This window comes from Tenacibaculum sp. Mcav3-52 (assembly GCF_022347665.1).
Classification (GTDB): Bacteria; Bacteroidota; Bacteroidia; order Flavobacteriales; family Flavobacteriaceae; genus Polaribacter; species Polaribacter mesophilus.
The window spans coordinates 168,390-184,616 of record NZ_JAKRGE010000003.1 but is presented as its reverse complement, the minus strand read 5'-3'; the positions used below and the strand labels follow the sequence as shown (position 1 = coordinate 184,616).

Below are 16,227 nucleotides of genomic sequence, written 5' to 3'. Positions count from 1 at the left end.
TAGGTCAACATTTTAATACACAAACTCTTCATCGTTAATTATCTTTCTTACTATATTAGCCAACACTAAAACACCAAAAAATGTAAAAAGTATACTCATACTTCTTTTAGGTTGTTTTAGAATATTAAAAGTATATAAATAAGTAACATCCCTTTGAAAAAACAAATTTGTATTAAAAACTAATGAGTTTTATAAGTAGATTTGTATTCAAGAAGAAAATAGAAATGAGCGAATATAACTTACAATTCATATCTGATAAAGATTTATACAAACACGTTTCAAAAACAGTCCAAGCATATAGTTTTGAAATGGATTTAAAAAAATTCAATAAAAATTTAATAGACCCAATTAAGCTAACATTTGACTCTATTGTTTATGAACAAAGTTATGAGGATACAATTGAAAATGAAGTTTTAAGACAATTAGATAAGACAAATTCAAATCTTATTGGGTATTTTCATCAAAATATATTTGAATATTTTTCAGATGATTGGGATGTCCCTAGTCAAGGTTATGATATAGAAAACAAAAAAGAAAAAATTTTTGTAGAAATGAAGAATAAACACAACACTATGAATTCTTCCTCAAGTGCAAAAACTTATATGCGTTTTCAAAATACCATACTACAAGACAGAGATGCTAAATGTTTTTTAGTGGAGATAATTGCTAAAAACAGTCAAAATATTCCTTGGGTAGTAACATTAGACAAGGTAAAACAACCGACAAATGAAAGTATTAGAAGAGTTTCTATTGATAAATTTTATGAGATTGTTACAAAAGATAAATTTGCTTTTCAAAAACTTTGTTACATTCTACCAACAGTAATCAAAGATGTTGTTGATGATTTAAAATCAAGGAATAAGAAAAATACTGTTTTTAAAGAATTAAAGAATTTATCATCTGATTTATTAACTAGTATCTATCTTCTATCATTCAAAAAGTATGAAGGGTTCAATAAATTTAAATTTTAAACTATGGAATTATTGGATGAATATGAAGTAAGTAATTTATTAGACGTTCCATTAAGCCGTCTTAACTCTTGGGCAAATAATGGTAAATTATATCCTTCCAAACTAAACGGTGTCAAATATTACGATAAAAAAAATCTTTATAAATTTGAAATAGCCAATGAGATTTTTAATTCGGACTGGGATAATTTCATTAAAATAAAACCTAATAAAAGCTATACTTCAATTGAATTATTTGCAGGTGCTGGCGGTATGGCATTAGGAATGGAAAAAGCGGGAATCGAACATGTTTTACTTAATGAGTTTGAAAAAAATGCTTGTAAAACTTTACGATATAATCGTCCAAAATGGAATGTAATTGAGGATGATATCCAAAATTTAAATTTTTCAGAATATAAAGGTAAAATTGACATCGTTACAGGTGGTTTCCCTTGTCAAGCATTTTCAAGTGCGGGGAAAAAACTTGGGTTTGAAGATACAAGAGGAACTTTATTCTTTGACTTTGCAAGGTGTATTAATGAAGTACAACCTAAAATTTTTATAGGAGAAAATGTTAAAGGGCTTTTAAAACATGACAAAGGAAAAACGATTGAAGTAATAAAACAATCAATCAAAGATATTGGTTACACTTTAATTGAACCAAGAATATTAAAAGCAATGTATTATAAAGTACCTCAAAAAAGAGAAAGATTAATACTTGTTGGAGTTAGAAATGATTTAGCTCATAATCTTGAAAAGTTTAAATTCCCCGAGAAATACCCTAAAGTTTTGACAGTTGCAGACGCTTTTAAAAAAGGAGAACTATACAATAGAAAAGTTCCAAAAAGTGAAGGTGTTGTTTATCCTCAAAGAAAACGTGAAATTATGGAAGAGGTTCCTGAAGGCGGTTATTGGAGAGATTTATCTGATGAACTTCAAAGGGAATATATGGGAGGAAGCTATTTTTTAGGTGGTGGTAAAACTGGTTTAGCAAGAAGATTATCAATGAAAAAACCATCCTTAACATTAGTTTGTTCACCAGCAATGAAACAAACTGAAAGATGTCATCCAATAGAAACAAGACCTTTAACCATTAGAGAAAGTGCAAGAATCCAAACCTTCCCAGATAATTGGAAATTTCAAGGAGCAAAAGGACAACAATATAAACAGATTGGAAATGCTGTTCCTGTAAATCTTGCTTATGCATTAGGATTAAGTGTAGTTGACTTTTTAAATAAAATAGAATAAAAACTACATACAACTGTAATAACGTATATAGAAAATAGCAGTTTAAGTACTTAAAAAAGAATAATGAGGTAAAGGTTAATTATAATAAAAACCGAAAAGTTAGTACTTTAAATCTGCTACTATTCTTATACAACACACTTCACACTACTTCCCCCTCCTAACACGCAACTTCTCCACCTCTTCAATGGTAAGACCTGTGTTTTTAGCGATTAACTCATTATCAAGACCACTTCTTTTAAAAGCTTTGGCTATTTCAATATTTCTATTTTTCTCAATTATTTTAGCCATGTCCTTTTTTATCTGTTCTTCTAAAACATATTTAGGTACATATTTGGTGCTTTTCTCTAACTCTTGTAAAAGACCAGTATTAGCAAAACTTAGGTAACTTTTATCAGAAATAATTAAATGATCTATTACATGTGTATTTACTATAATACCCACTTGTATTAACCTATCTGTTAGGTTTTTGTCATTGTCTGACGGAGTTAACTCACCACTTGGGTGGTTATGACATAACATTATTTTTACAGCTCTTTTTTGCAATGCAAGACTAAAAACTTCCATAGGTTCTACCAAAGTAGCATTAATAGTACCTAAGCTTATTAACTCAATAAAAAGAATACGGTTGTTGTTAGCTAAACCAATTACCCAAAAGTGTTCACGGTTTTGGTCTATCTTACTTTCACGAAGTAATATTTTTTGCATTATTCCGTAGATATCATCGGAATTTAAGATTTTTATCTTCTCTCGTTCTGTCAATTTTATGTCCATATCGTAAAAATAGGATTTTTTCAAAGATAGCCTATATAGTTTTTATAGAAAGTAGTTTTTTTTAGCATACGTTATTCTTTCATTTTTTATAGCTTAAAACAACATTTGTTACCTATTAAACCTGAATTATAAGGAGACACTGTTTATTTAAATTTCAATTTATAAAGTACTATTAAACTTGATATGTATAATGGAAATGTCTTTTCGTGCCTAATGCGAAAGATATTTAGTGCTTAGTAGAAGTGACATTTGGTGCCTAATGGAAAAGTCTTGATAATAAATAAGCCCAACAAGTTCGTTTCTTAACTTATCAGGCTTTAAATGGTTGTTTTCTTATAGTAAGCCACAGTAACAATAAAAATAGCTTATAAAAACTCTTTTTTAACTATGAAGTATTTCTTTTAAGGGGTTAAAAATACTGGCTAACCTCTGTATTTGTGGCTAACTCCTCAGCTTCCTTTCCTTGTTTAAATAAACGTGCGGTGTAAATTCCTCGTAATATAATTGAATCTCCGTTAACCTCTAGCCAGCTACCTTCACGTAACCCTAGCACTGGTGTTTCATTAAATACATGATATTCTTTAATGCGTGTTTCACGCGTTTCACCCATGTGCGTAGAATCTGGATTTGGGTCTAAATAATGTGCGTTGATATTAAACGGAATAAACCCTAAGGTTTTAAAACTTGGTGGATACACAATAGGCATATCGTTCGTATTCATCATCGTTACTCCACAAATATTACTTCCTGCACTGGTACCTAAATACGGAGTTCCGTTTTCAACTGCTGTAGTTAAATCAGAAAGTATATCGTTTTTATATAGTTGATTTACCAATTCAAACGTATTACCTCCTCCTGTAAAAATAGCCTCCGCTTGCTGAACAGCTTCCTTCGGATTATCAAACTCATGGATACCTACAACTTTTTTATCAATAGTAGCAAAAGCCTTACGAGCTACAGAGGTATATTCATCGTAGGTTTTTCCGCTTGCACGTGCATACGGTATAAATAATATGGTAGAGGCTTCTTTAAAAAAGTTAGTTAAGGTTGGTAAAATATATGCTAGGTATCCACTACCATGAACGGTAGATGTGCTTGCTATAAGTAGTTTTTTCATTTGTTTACTATCTATTTAAGTTTAATTAATATGAGTTTTAACTCCTCAAAATCAATCTTTAATTATGCTTTATATACTTCAAATTAACAAAAATTTACCATGTCCTTAAAACATTTTTAAGACAAGTAGGTAGTTTATTTGTGATATGAGAAAATTGTTACTTGTTCTTTTTACCATAACTACCTGTGCTATAACTGCTCAAAACACTCCTAAAATTATTACGGGTACTGTGTTTATAGATAGTATTGCTACCCAAGATGTACATATTATTAATAAAAAACTAACGCTTGGTGCTGTTTCTAATGAAAACGGACGTTTTGAAATTTTAGCTTCTGAAAACAACGTTTTACTTATTTCTCATCTTAACTTAGAGTATAAAGAGGTTACCCTTACCAAAGAGCATATTAAAGCTAAAAACATTGTAATTTTTGTTGATAGTAAAACGCACATGTTAGATGAGGTTGTGCTTGAAAAGCAAAGAAGTATTTTAGAAATTGATCCCGACATTCTTAACAACGCCCCTGTTGTAAATGCTAAAACCTTAAAACTACCTTATGCCAATGTTATACAACCAAAAGATGAAAAAACAGTAAAGGTAGAATCGGGCTTAGCTATTAGTGTAACGGGACTTATAAATGCACTTAACGGAACAAACAAACGAAAAAAACAATTAAAAAAGATTACTGTTGAAGATAGAAATATTGAAAAAATTAGAAAACACTTTACAGATGGCTTTTTTATACGTCAACTAAAAATAAAGAAAGAAAACATCAATCAGTTTTTACAAGCTTGTATTTCTAAAGGAATTATAAACCTGTATAATAAAGACAAAGTATTAGAACTTACGGCTGTTTTAATTGAAAATAGTAAATCATCCCCTTACCTACTAGAAAATGAAAATATAAGAGTTACCAAAAAATAATTGCATGATTAAACAACTACCCATCACACTTTTACTACTAATTACTTTAGGAGCTACGGCTCAACAAAAACGAAAATTCGTTTACGGAACTTTAAATGATGAACTTGGTGCTATACCCAACGCTCATATTATCAACCTAAATACCCAACAAGGTACATTTAGTACCGACTTTGGTAAATTTAGAATTTTAGCAAAACCTAACGATACTTTACAAATATCTTTTGTAGGATACGAAACCCAAAAAATTAAGCTTACCCATATTCATTTTGGAATACAAGAAAATAAAATTACCCTAGTTAAAGTTCCTTTTGAATTGGATGAAGTGGAAGTAAAAAAACACAACTTAATAGGTTCACTTGCTATAGATACTAAACAAACACCTAAAGATATTGGTATGGAAAAAGCTAAAAAAGCTATTGATTTTTCTATGATTAATTTTCAAGACCCTATTATTATGCCTATTGATGAGATTGATAAAATGGGGGTTCCTAATATGAGAAAAGTAACTGACCCTACTGCTAAATTTGCTGGTGTTGGAGGCGCAATTAGTTTAGGGAAAGATAATTATTCTGAACAACTAAAAAGAACCCGAAAAACAATACAGTTTAAGGAAAGTTTTCCTAAAATGCTCCTCTCAGCATTTGGAGAGTCCTTCTTTTTTAAAGAGCTTAACATACCTAAAGACAAGTATCTTCATTTTTTAGAATATTGCAATCCACTAGAAATAGAAAAATTATATAAAGAACAACAACTTTTAAAAGTCATTGCTATCTTACAACAAGAAAGTAAGAGCTATTTAAAAGCAATTAATAACTAAACACATGAAAAATATACTCCCTTCAATTATTTGTCTGTTTTTTATAATAAAAGCTACAGCACAAGAAAGTAGAAAATTCTTTTACGCTATAATACAAGATGAAGTAAGTGCTGTTCCTAACGCACATGTAATAAACCTTAACACTAAACAGGGAACTTTTACTAATAATAATGGTGAGTTTAGGATTTTAGCCAAAGCAAATGATACTATACAAATTACGTTCGTAGGTTATGAAACTAAAAAAATTGTGGTAGGTGTTAATCACTTCGGAATGCAAGAAAATTACATTCAATTAAAAAAAGTACCTATTGAACTGGATGAAGTAGCGATAAAAAAACATAATTTACTCGGGCATATTTCCTCAGACACAAAACATATAAAATCTGAAAAAGAAATTAATGCCGAAACATTAAACCTGCCCTTTGCCGGTTCTAGAATACTTACTCCTGCTGAAAGGAGGTTACACACTGCTACTTCAAGTTATGGAGGTATAGCAATTGACCCTTTACTAAATTGGATTTCTGGAAGACTAAAAAAATTAAAAAAACTTAAGGCTATTGAAGACAAAGAAAAAAGAATAGAAAACATACGCCGTAATTACCACATACTCATTCAACACGAACTAAACATACTAAAAGAAGATATTGACAGGTTTATTTATTTTGCTGAATCTGCCGATGACTTCAATACTCTTTATTTAAATAATGAAGTAGCAATGATTACATTTTTACAAAAGAAATCAGACGAATTTAAAAAACTTAACCCTAAAAAATACAATTAAAACCTCTTCCCTATTTCGTTGTTATTGGTTACGCTTTCTTAAAATATTTCGTACCTTTAGGTGTATACTAATCTAACCTAATAAAGTACCATGAAGAAAGTTCTAATAGCCTTGTTATTTTTATCACAATTCGTATTCTCTCAAGAAGAACGAAAAACACTTTTTGGAATTGTTTATGATGAAAATGGTGTGCTAGAAAATGCTCATATTGTTAACTTTTCAACAAACCAAGCCACGTTTTCTAACGAGAATGGAGAATACAGACTTTTTGCTAGACCTACAGATTCTATTAGATATAGTAGTATAGGTTATAAAACCATTTATGAAAAACTAACCAAAGCCGACTTTAATACCTACAGAAAAAGAACTACTCTTGAAAAACAAGATTATGAACTAGATGAAGTTTTACTAAGAAACAACGAATTATCAGGTGAACTTGCCAAAGACCTTAGAAAGGTAAAGCGTGATAAAAACTTAGAAATAGCAAGTAAAGCTACCGACTTTTCAAATGTTAATTACAGTAATTACCATTCAGACGATTATATAAGTAAACACGTAAAACCTAATGTGGTAAATATTGACCCTACAAAAGCTTTTGAAGGAATGGGTACTACCAACACGTTTCCTGTAAAAAACTCAGAAAAACTAATAAAACTTCGTAAAGAATTAGCTTTTAAAGAAAATATGCCTGCTAAATTACTTAATGAATTAGGAGAAGACTTCTTTTTTGTTGAACTTAAAATTCCGGTTGATAAATATTATCACTTTTTAGAATATTGTAATCCGTTAGGAATAGAAAAACTATATCAAAACCGTGAAGTGTTAAAAGTTATTAAAATATTTAGAAAAGAACATACAGGGTACCTCAAACTTATTGGAAAAGATTAATTTGGCGCAATAATTGACCTTTATTAACCATGAAAAAACTTTTTGTTCTCTTATTAGTCCTTCCCTTACTATCATTCACCCTGCATAAATACTATGTTGCGTTAACTGAAATTGAATACAGAGAAGATACTCAAAGCGTACAAATGATTATGAATGTTTTTATGGATGATATTGAGCTCGCTATAAATAAAGATTACAATACCAACCTACAAATTGCCACTAAAAACGAATTACCGTCTATTAATGAATACTATTACAAATACTTAAAAACTCATTTTAAAGTTATTATTAACAATGAAGAAAAAAACTACAAGTTTATAGGTAAGGAATACGATCGTAATATTGTTTACTTTTATTTAGAGATAGAAAATGTTTCATTACCAAAATCAATAAAAATAGAAAACAATATTTTAATAGACCACTTCCCTGATCAACAAAACCTTATTAAAGCAACTGTTAAAAAGGAGCGCAAAAGTTTGTTTTTATCGAGCAATAATGATAAAGGTTTGTTAAATTTTTAATAAAGCTTCTTTTTTAGTAGTAAGATTTCATTAACTTTCCGCTTATTTATTCAAAAACTAACAAGCATATAATGAGAAAATATTCTACGCTATTATTTTCAGCGCTCTTTGTATCAGCTTCTTTATTTGCCCAAGAAGCACCTAAAAAAGAACGTCAACAAGGTCATACCGACCAAAACAAATTTCGACAATTAAAAGATGTATTAGCTACTCCTAACGATCAACGTACAGCATCAGGAGCACCTGGTCATGCATACACACAACAAAAAGTTGATTATGTAATGAACTTACGCTTAGATGAAGCTACAGATAGATTGTACGGAGATGAAGATATTACTTACCACAACAACTCTAAAGATCATTTAGAGTATTTATGGTTACAGTTAGATCAAAATATGCGAGCTCCTGATTCTAAATCTCCCTTGGCAGAATCTAATGCAGCAAGAAGTTTTCAAACTCCTGATAAGTTTGTGAGTGACAATATGGATAAGCCAAAAGCATTTGGTTTTAATATTGAAGCCGTAAAATATGCTGATGGTAGAGATTTACCTCATACTATTAACCGCACGATGATGCGTATTAACTTACCTAAACCATTAGCTCCTGGTGAGGTTTTTAAATTCAAAATTAAGTGGAACTACTTAATTAACAACTCTGTTGAAGACGGTGGTCGTTCTGGTTTTGAATCTTTTCCTGACGGAAATAAAAACTATACTATTGCTCAATTTTTCCCAAGATTATGTGTGTACAACAATGTTGAAGGATGGCAAAACATGCAATTTTGGGGGCGTAGTGAATGGGCTTTAGAATTTGGTGATTACGATGTGAAAATTACTGTTCCTGCCGATCATATTTTAGAGGCTACTGGTGAACTACAAAACGAAAAAGAGGTATTAAGTAGAGAACAACGTAAACGTCTTGAAAAAGCTAGAAAATCTTTTAAAGACCCAGTGTTTATTGTTACTCAAAAAGAAGCTGAAGAAAACGAAAAGCAAGGAACTACTAAAACTAAAACTTGGCACTTTAAGGCAAATAAAGTACGTGATTTTGCTTTTGCTTCATCAAGAAAATATATTTGGGATGCTATGGCTGTAGATATTAATGGTAAAACCGTTATGGCATTATCTTTATACCCAAAAGAAGGAAATCCGCTATGGGAAGAGCACTCTACTCGTGTTGTTGCTAATACATTAGAAGAGTATTCTAAAATGACTTTTGATTATCCATATTCTAAAGCAGTATCAGTACACGCTAAGCGTCAAGGAATGGAGTATCCTATGATTTGTTTTAACTACGGACGCCCAAATCCTGATGGAACCTATTCTGATAGAGTTAAAAACGGAATGATTGGAGTAATTACTCATGAAGTTGGTCATAACTTCTTCCCTATGATTGTTAACTCTGACGAGCGTCAGTGGACTTGGATGGATGAAGGCTTAAATTCATTTGTTGAAATTTTAGCTGAATTAGACTACGATCCAAACTTTAACACTGGTAACTTACCTAAAGATATTGTTCGTTACATGAGTTTAGATCAAGATAGGTTAAGCCCTATCATGTCTCAAGGTGATTATGTACATAATTTCGGACCTAATGCTTACACAAAACCAGCTGCTGGTTTATACATGTTACGTCAAACAATTATGGGACCTGAGTTATTTGACTATGCTTTTAGAACATACTCTAAAAGATGGATGTTTAAGCACCCTACCCCTGCCGATTTCTTTAGAACAATGGAGGATGCTTCTGGTATGGACTTAGACTGGTTTTGGAGAGGTTGGTTCTACACCACTGATTATACTGATATTGGAATTAAAGAGGTTAAGCCTTTATATTTAACCAATAAGCCAAATGAAGAAAGTAAGAAGTTACAACAGCAATATCCTTCTTATTTTGCGCAATTAGGTAAGTTAGTTTACTTAACTACTAAAAAAGAAGATGCTGATAAATCTGAAATAGAAGCATATATTAATAGCTTACCATCAGACAAGAAAGCTAATTTAAAAAATATACCTAATTATATTTATCAAGTTGAGTTTGAAAAACCAGGTGGTTTAGTAATGCCTATTATTGTGGAATTAACGTATGCAGATGGTTCTAAAAAACGCCAAACTTTCCCTGCTCAAATTTGGAAAAAAAATGAGCATAAAGTAAAAAGAGTATTTACATCTACTCAAGAAATTAAAAGTATTGTTGTAGATCCTGATTTAGAAACTGCCGATATTGATACTTCAAATAACAGTTGGCCTAAACAAACAACAAATAAGTTTGATGCTTTTAAAAAGAAAGCTAAAAACTAATATAGTTTTATTTAAACCTAACAAAAAAGCAGCCTATGGGCTGCTTTTTTGTTGCTGTTATTTTAACTATTTGCTAAATAACTTATTTACTTCTTCATATGTAAGTAACTTAGAAACTGTCATAATATCTGGATCTCTACTTACATACTGTTGAATTTGTAACATTACTACTCCATCAACTTTAGTATATTTTAACCAGATTACATCTCCATTTGCTTTAATTTTATAAGGATCTCTAGGGTTTTCTTCAAAGCCTTTTACAATTATTTGATGTAATTTTTCTACATCATTATCTAAGTTTTTAAATGAAAAATGAACATATTCATGAATAGGATCATTTAAATTCTTATAGTAAAAGTTGTAAGCTTTATCTCCTATTTTCTCTAAATAAACGTACTCTATTTTTCCTACTATTTCTGTTTTAGTAGTTTCAATAAATTCAATCTGAGAATACGAGGCTACAGAAAATAAAAGACCTGCTAATAAAAAAAGTTTTTTCATGAAATTTAAGGGTTTAAGTTTTATATTACTTTTTAAAAATTTTTTAAATATAACTAAAACAACAACGCTTTTTATTTATAAAAAGTATTTTCTCTTTTTATTTACATATTATCTTATTATGTTCTTATAACATTTTTTTAGAAATAAACTAACTTACTGTAAATCAAAAATAGAATAGAAGAAATAGCTTTCTTGTTAAATTATTTTTATTTTGCAACTACTATTAATTTTCCTCTAACCCTTCAAAAAAATTATGTTAAAGCAAATTTTATTTCTCTTCTTAGTAATTTTTAATTGTATTCTTTCTTTTTCTCAAGAAATAGAGAAGTATAACGAAAGTGACTTGATAAAAATTAAAAAAAAGTTCTATTTAAATAAAGAAATTGGTGTTGATAGTTCTTTATACTATATGAACAAGCTTCTACTAAGTAATAATACTGCTTATAAAACTTTTGGATATGCTGCTATAGAATATTTAAAAGTAAGAGAAAAACAATCTATAAACACTTCTTTTAAAGATAGTATTAATAAATATCTTCCTAAAATAGTAAGAGTAAATAAAAATTTTCCTTTACTGTTTGATATTCATATTCTCTTAGGCAACTCTAATAAAAGAAGAAAGTTAATTAAACCAGCTTTACAAAATTATATTACAGCCGAAAATTACGCTTTGTTAGCCAAAGATATTGAGCGAATTATTAAAATAAAAGGGAACATCGCACTTATTTATCAAGACATGGGAGAGCTTGATAAAGCTCTTAATAAAGCAAAAGAAACTCTTGACCTTATAGAAGCTAATAAAGAATCCCTTTCAAACAAGTATTATAGTAGCAAATATAAAAGAATGTTTAATGTTGCTGCTATTTACGCTACTTTATATAAAAAAAATAGAGAAAAACAGCAGTATGCAGACTCTTCTTTACATTACTATAATTTGATACTAAAAACAAAAGAGTTTAATCTTAATAGCTATTATACCGGCAAAGTTTATTATGGAAAAGGGACTATTTATACTTTAAAAAAAGAATACTCTAAAGCTAGTTCTTTTCTTGAAAAAAGTTTAGCGTTATTCGAAAAAAGCAAGTCACAGTCTTATTTATACAAAGGATACTACAACAATGGTCTAAACTATTATAATTTAAATAAATTCGAAAAGGCTAAACATAACTTTTTAACTGCTCTTAAAATAAAAAAAGACACCATTTTAGATGATAATTATATAAAAATGAATGGATACCTTTCACAAATTTATACTTATCAAAATAAAGTAGACTCTGCAAATTATTATTTAAACACATATGTAAATAATCATTCAAAAGTTTCATTAAGAGATAAAAAACAGTTTAAAGAAGCAATTAAAGTTGATTTTGATAAAAAAATTAAAAAGTTAAAAGAGGATAGTAACAAAAAGAATTTTTATTATGAAATTATAGTTATAGGATTAATATCTACAGTAATAGTTATCTCTTTTTTAGTATTTAAAAACGCTAAAGAAAAAAAGAAAGCAAAGAAAAAGTTAAGTGAACTATTAAATAAAATTTCAAAAAAAGAAGACCTAACTGAAAAACCCTTTTCTTTACCTAATCCATTAAAAATAAAAGACGAACAACATCAACAAATTATTAGTGGCTTATTAAAAATAGAGGAAAAAAAGTACTTTTTAAAAGAAGAGTATAGTTTATATAATGCAGCTAAAAAAATAGGAACCAATACTACTTACCTATCAAAAATCATTAAAGATTATAAAAAAATGAGCTTTAATGATTATACGAATGAATTACGTATTAACTACATTATTGGAGCATTGAGCAACGACAAGAAAGTAAGATCTTATACAACACAAGCTATTGGAGAAATAGCTGGATATAAGAATGCTAAGTCCTTTACACGAATTTTTAAAAAACATATAGGTATAACTCCTTATCAATTTATAGAGAAAATCAATAAGGAGTTATAATACTTTCTTGTAATTATTTTAAATCCTGAATTTATCTTTATCATCGTAGCATTTATCTCTTGTGCTACCTGGAGGTAAAGTAAAACAATCTTCTTCTCCATCTGTATCTGGTCCCCCGAAATCTATTTTATTAGCAGGTGCCTCAATTGGATCTCCTGCAAATACTTTAATCTTTTCTTCTAATGTTAATTCGTACTTTGTTAATAATTCAATAGATAAACGTTTCATAAATTTTAATTTTTCTGTTTAGGTAAAGTTAATTTTTTTATCTCTTGTTTTCCCATTACAAACCTCCACACATAAACAAACATATCAACAAACTAAAAAACAGACACTTAAACACCAATTAATAGTGCTATTTTTTTTAAATAGTACCTACTTTTTTCTTAAATAGTCACTTAGTACTTTTCTTTTGCTCTATCTATTTTTCAATATTTGAGATACATAATTCTAAAATGCGGATCCTGAAAAGCATATAATATAGAGTAAGGGAAACTAAAATTAATTAACCATGTTAAAATCAATTTCAAGCTTAGGAAATGTTTTGAATAAGTCAGAACAAAGAGAAGTTAATGGAGGTCAAATTGTATGTCCTAGAGGAACTTATTTAAAATGTGACTGGATAAGATGCTGGTGTGAGCCAGAATATACTGAAAAACCTTTTGAAGATTTTGATCATTAAAAACAAATAACTAAAACTAATCAATCATGTTAAAATCAATTGCAAACTTAGGAAACGTTTTAAATAAAACAGAACAAAGAGAAATTAATGGAGGAGCTATAAAATGCCCGCCACATACAAGATATGTATGTTTAGGTGTAGCTCCATTAGTGTCTTGTTGGTGTCAGCCATTTGCACTTCCAGGTGACGAAATAGCTACTATGTAATCAAGTAACTTGTTAAAACTAAAAAGCCACTTATACCTTAATAAGTGGCTTTTTTTATAAATTATACAAGCTTCTTAGCATTCTTAACTTTTTGCTTGGTAAGTGCTATATCAATTACCTCACTCATGTCGGTTACATAATGAAATTTTAACCCTTTTAAGTAGCTCTCTTTTATTTCTTCTACATCCTTTTTATTATCAGCACACAAAATAATTTCTTTAATATTTGCTCGTTTTGCTGCTAATATTTTTTCTTTAATTCCACCAACTGGAAGTACCTTTCCGCGTAGCGTAATCTCTCCAGTCATGGCTAATTTATTTTTCACTTTACGCTGTGTAAATACAGAAACTAAAGAAGTTAACATAGTAATACCTGCACTTGGACCATCTTTAGGGGTAGCTCCTTCAGGCACGTGAATGTGTACATCATATTTATCTAATACTTCAGGATTAATTCCAAATTCCTCAGCATTAGATTTTATATATTTCATTGCAATTGTTGAAGACTCTTTCATTACAGTACCTAAATTACCTGTAATTGAAAGATTTCCTTTTCCTTTAGAAATAATAGATTCTATAAATAAAATATCTCCTCCAACGCTTGTCCAAGCTAACCCAGTAACAACACCTGCAACATCGTTATTCTCGTACTTATCACGTTCTAAACGTGCAGGTCCTAAAATAGTTTCTATATCTTCATTTGTCAAAACAACATTGTACTCCTCTTCCATCGCAATAGACTTAGCGGCAAAGCGAACTACTTTTGCTACTTGTTTTTCTAAACCACGAACTCCAGACTCTCTAGTGTATCCTTCAACTATTTTCTCTATCTGCTTTTTACCTACAGTTAAATGTTCTTTTGATAATCCGTGCTCTTTTAATTGCTTTGGGAACAAGTATTTTTTAGCTATTTCTACCTTCTCTTCAATAGTATACCCTGTTACGTTAATAATTTCCATACGATCACGTAATGCCCATGGAATTTGATTAATGTTATTAGCTGTTGCTATAAATAATACTTTAGAAAGATCATATCCTACTTCTAAATAATTATCATAAAAAGCTGTGTTTTGTTCTGGGTCTAATACTTCTAACATTGCTGAAGAAGGATCTCCTTGATGACTTTGACTTAACTTATCTATTTCATCTAACACAAATACAGGATTTGAAGTTCCTGCCTTTTTAATATTTTGGATTAAACGACCAGGCATTGCTCCAATATAGGTTTTACGGTGTCCTCTAATTTCAGCTTCATCACGTAAACCTCCTAAAGACATGCGTACGTACTTGCGTCCTAATGCTTCAGCTACCGATTTACCTAACGATGTTTTACCTACTCCTGGAGGTCCGTATAAACAAATAATTGGCGATTTCATATCACCACGTAATTTTAAAACCGCTAAATGCTCTAAAATACGCTCTTTAACTTTCTCTAACCCAAAATGATCTCTATCTAAAATTTTTTGAGCTCTTTTTAAATCAAATTTATCTTTTGAATACTCGCCCCAAGGTAACTCTAACATTAACTCTAAGTAGTTACGCTGTACACCATATTCTGCCATTTGAGGGTTCATACGTCTTAAACGCCCTAACTCTTTCTCAAAAGTTTCTCCAACCTCTTTATTCCATTTTTTAGACTTAGCCTTAGTACGCATTTCATCTAGCTCTTGCTCGTGAGAAACACCACCTAATTCATCTTGAATGGTTTTTAATTGTTGATTTAAATAGTATTCACGTTGTTGTTTATCTAAGTCAGAACGTGTTTTAGATTGAATATCGTTACGTAATTGTAACTTTTGAAGCTCTTTATCTAAATTCTTTAACGTTAATAATGCACGTTCTTTTAAATTGTCTTTCTCAAGTAATACCTGCTTTTGCGATACACTTAATTCCATGTTTGACGAAATAAAATTCACCAAAAATGAATTGGATTGAATATTTTTTATAGCAAAAGATGCTTCTGAAGGTAGCATAGGGTTTTCTTTAATTACCTCTAATGCTAAGTCTTTAATCGAATCGATAATTGCATCAAACTCTTTTTGATCATCAATTTCTCGCTCGTCTACAGCTTCTTTTACTTTTGCTTTTAAATAAGGAACTTCTTGCGTAATTTCCTCTATTTCAAAACGCTTTTTACCTTGGATAATTACAGTTGTATTACCATCAGGCATTTTTAATACACGTAAAATTTGTGCCACTACACCTGTTTGATAAATATCATCAATTCCTGGATCTTCAACTTCACTATCTTTTTGTGCTACAACACCTACAACTTTATCTCCCTTGTTGGCATCTTTAATTAACTGAATAGATTTATCTCTACCTGCCGTAATTGGAATTACAACTCCAGGAAATAACACTGTATTACGCAATGGAAGAATTGGTAATTCTTCAGGAATACTTTCTTGATTTATTAACTCTTCATCTTCTGGTGTTAATAATGGAATTAACTCTGAATCCTCATTAAAAACATCTTGAAGCGACAAATTGTCTAAATGTAATATTTTTGATTTACTCATATCTTATTTATTCTGTCATAGTGGCACTTATCACTCTTTTATTGAAAAAAA

General features: G+C 29.9%; 16 protein-coding genes. 11 read left to right on the top strand and 5 right to left on the bottom strand.

Features of this window, described 5'->3' with window-relative positions; translation table 11 throughout:
* Positions 1-182 precede the first annotated feature (182 nt).
* Both MHM83_RS09980 and MHM83_RS09975 read left to right on the top strand, forming a co-directional pair.
* Entirely contained in the window at positions 183-971 is a 789-nt protein-coding gene (locus MHM83_RS09980; protein WP_239179564.1) for an Eco47II family restriction endonuclease, read from the top strand.
* 3 nt (positions 972-974) lie between these two features.
* Complete coding sequence (locus MHM83_RS09975; RefSeq protein WP_239179563.1) at positions 975-2,195, top strand: DNA cytosine methyltransferase; 1,221 nt, start codon at positions 975-977, stop codon at positions 2,193-2,195.
* Between the two features lie 144 nt (positions 2,196-2,339).
* Here the strand turns inward: MHM83_RS09975 and MHM83_RS09970 are convergent, their stop codons facing one another.
* Positions 2,340-2,966, bottom strand: coding sequence for a JAB domain-containing protein (locus MHM83_RS09970; protein ID WP_239179561.1), 627 nt, complete (start codon positions 2,964-2,966; stop codon positions 2,340-2,342).
* A 409-nt stretch (positions 2,967-3,375) separates the two neighbouring features.
* On the bottom strand, positions 3,376-4,083 hold the full coding sequence (gene pepE / locus MHM83_RS09965; protein WP_239179559.1) for a dipeptidase PepE: 708 nt from the start codon (positions 4,081-4,083) through the stop codon (positions 3,376-3,378).
* 145 nt (positions 4,084-4,228) lie between these two features.
* Between pepE and MHM83_RS09960 the strand changes: the two genes are divergently transcribed.
* The 6 genes from MHM83_RS09960 to MHM83_RS09935 all read left to right on the top strand — a co-directional run bounded on the left by MHM83_RS09960 (position 4,229) and on the right by MHM83_RS09935 (position 10,312).
* Positions 4,229-5,005: a carboxypeptidase-like regulatory domain-containing protein gene (locus tag MHM83_RS09960; protein ID WP_239179557.1), complete on the top strand. Its 777-nt coding sequence runs from the start codon at positions 4,229-4,231 to the stop codon at positions 5,003-5,005.
* Positions 5,006-5,009: 4 nt separating this feature from the next.
* Positions 5,010-5,822, top strand: coding sequence for a carboxypeptidase-like regulatory domain-containing protein (locus MHM83_RS09955; RefSeq protein ID WP_239179555.1), 813 nt, complete (start codon positions 5,010-5,012; stop codon positions 5,820-5,822).
* A gap of 4 nt (positions 5,823-5,826) precedes the next feature.
* Positions 5,827-6,603, top strand: a complete 777-nt coding sequence (locus tag MHM83_RS09950; RefSeq protein ID WP_239179553.1) for a carboxypeptidase-like regulatory domain-containing protein — start codon at positions 5,827-5,829, stop codon at positions 6,601-6,603.
* A gap of 90 nt (positions 6,604-6,693) precedes the next feature.
* Positions 6,694-7,491 carry a carboxypeptidase-like regulatory domain-containing protein gene (locus MHM83_RS09945; RefSeq protein WP_239179551.1) on the top strand — a complete coding sequence of 266 codons (798 nt, stop codon included), beginning with the start codon at positions 6,694-6,696 and terminating at the stop codon, positions 7,489-7,491.
* Between the two features lie 29 nt (positions 7,492-7,520).
* A complete protein-coding gene (locus MHM83_RS09940; RefSeq protein WP_239179549.1) occupies positions 7,521-8,012 on the top strand; it encodes a DUF6702 family protein in 492 nt (163 codons plus the stop codon).
* A gap of 71 nt (positions 8,013-8,083) precedes the next feature.
* Positions 8,084-10,312, top strand: a complete 2,229-nt coding sequence (locus MHM83_RS09935; protein WP_239179547.1) for a M1 family metallopeptidase — start codon at positions 8,084-8,086, stop codon at positions 10,310-10,312.
* Positions 10,313-10,378: 66 nt separating this feature from the next.
* Here the strand turns inward: MHM83_RS09935 and MHM83_RS09930 are convergent, their stop codons facing one another.
* Positions 10,379-10,813: a hypothetical protein gene (locus MHM83_RS09930; protein WP_239179545.1), complete on the bottom strand. Its 435-nt coding sequence runs from the start codon at positions 10,811-10,813 to the stop codon at positions 10,379-10,381.
* 253 nt (positions 10,814-11,066) lie between these two features.
* On the opposite strand from MHM83_RS09930, the gene MHM83_RS09925 reads away from it, so the two are divergent.
* Positions 11,067-12,770: a helix-turn-helix domain-containing protein gene (locus tag MHM83_RS09925; protein ID WP_239179543.1), complete on the top strand. Its 1,704-nt coding sequence runs from the start codon at positions 11,067-11,069 to the stop codon at positions 12,768-12,770.
* 18 nt (positions 12,771-12,788) lie between these two features.
* Here MHM83_RS09925 and MHM83_RS09920 read toward each other — a convergent pair whose 3' ends face one another.
* Positions 12,789-12,998 carry a hypothetical protein gene (locus tag MHM83_RS09920; protein WP_239179541.1) on the bottom strand — a complete coding sequence of 70 codons (210 nt, stop codon included), beginning with the start codon at positions 12,996-12,998 and terminating at the stop codon, positions 12,789-12,791.
* 283 nt (positions 12,999-13,281) lie between these two features.
* Here MHM83_RS09920 and MHM83_RS09915 point away from each other — a divergent pair, with 283 nt between their 5' ends.
* Positions 13,282-13,452 (top strand): hypothetical protein, encoded by a 171-nt coding sequence (locus MHM83_RS09915; protein ID WP_164723413.1) that lies wholly within the window; start codon positions 13,282-13,284, stop codon positions 13,450-13,452.
* 26 nt (positions 13,453-13,478) lie between these two features.
* Positions 13,479-13,658 carry a hypothetical protein gene (locus MHM83_RS09910; RefSeq protein ID WP_173360746.1) on the top strand — a complete coding sequence of 60 codons (180 nt, stop codon included), beginning with the start codon at positions 13,479-13,481 and terminating at the stop codon, positions 13,656-13,658.
* Positions 13,659-13,719: 61 nt separating this feature from the next.
* Here the strand turns inward: MHM83_RS09910 and lon are convergent, their stop codons facing one another.
* The gene (lon, locus tag MHM83_RS09905) at positions 13,720-16,176 is read right to left on the bottom strand and encodes an endopeptidase La (protein WP_173360747.1); all 2,457 of its coding nucleotides are present in this window, start codon (positions 16,174-16,176) and stop codon (positions 13,720-13,722) included.
* Between the last annotated feature and the right edge of the window lie 51 nt (positions 16,177-16,227).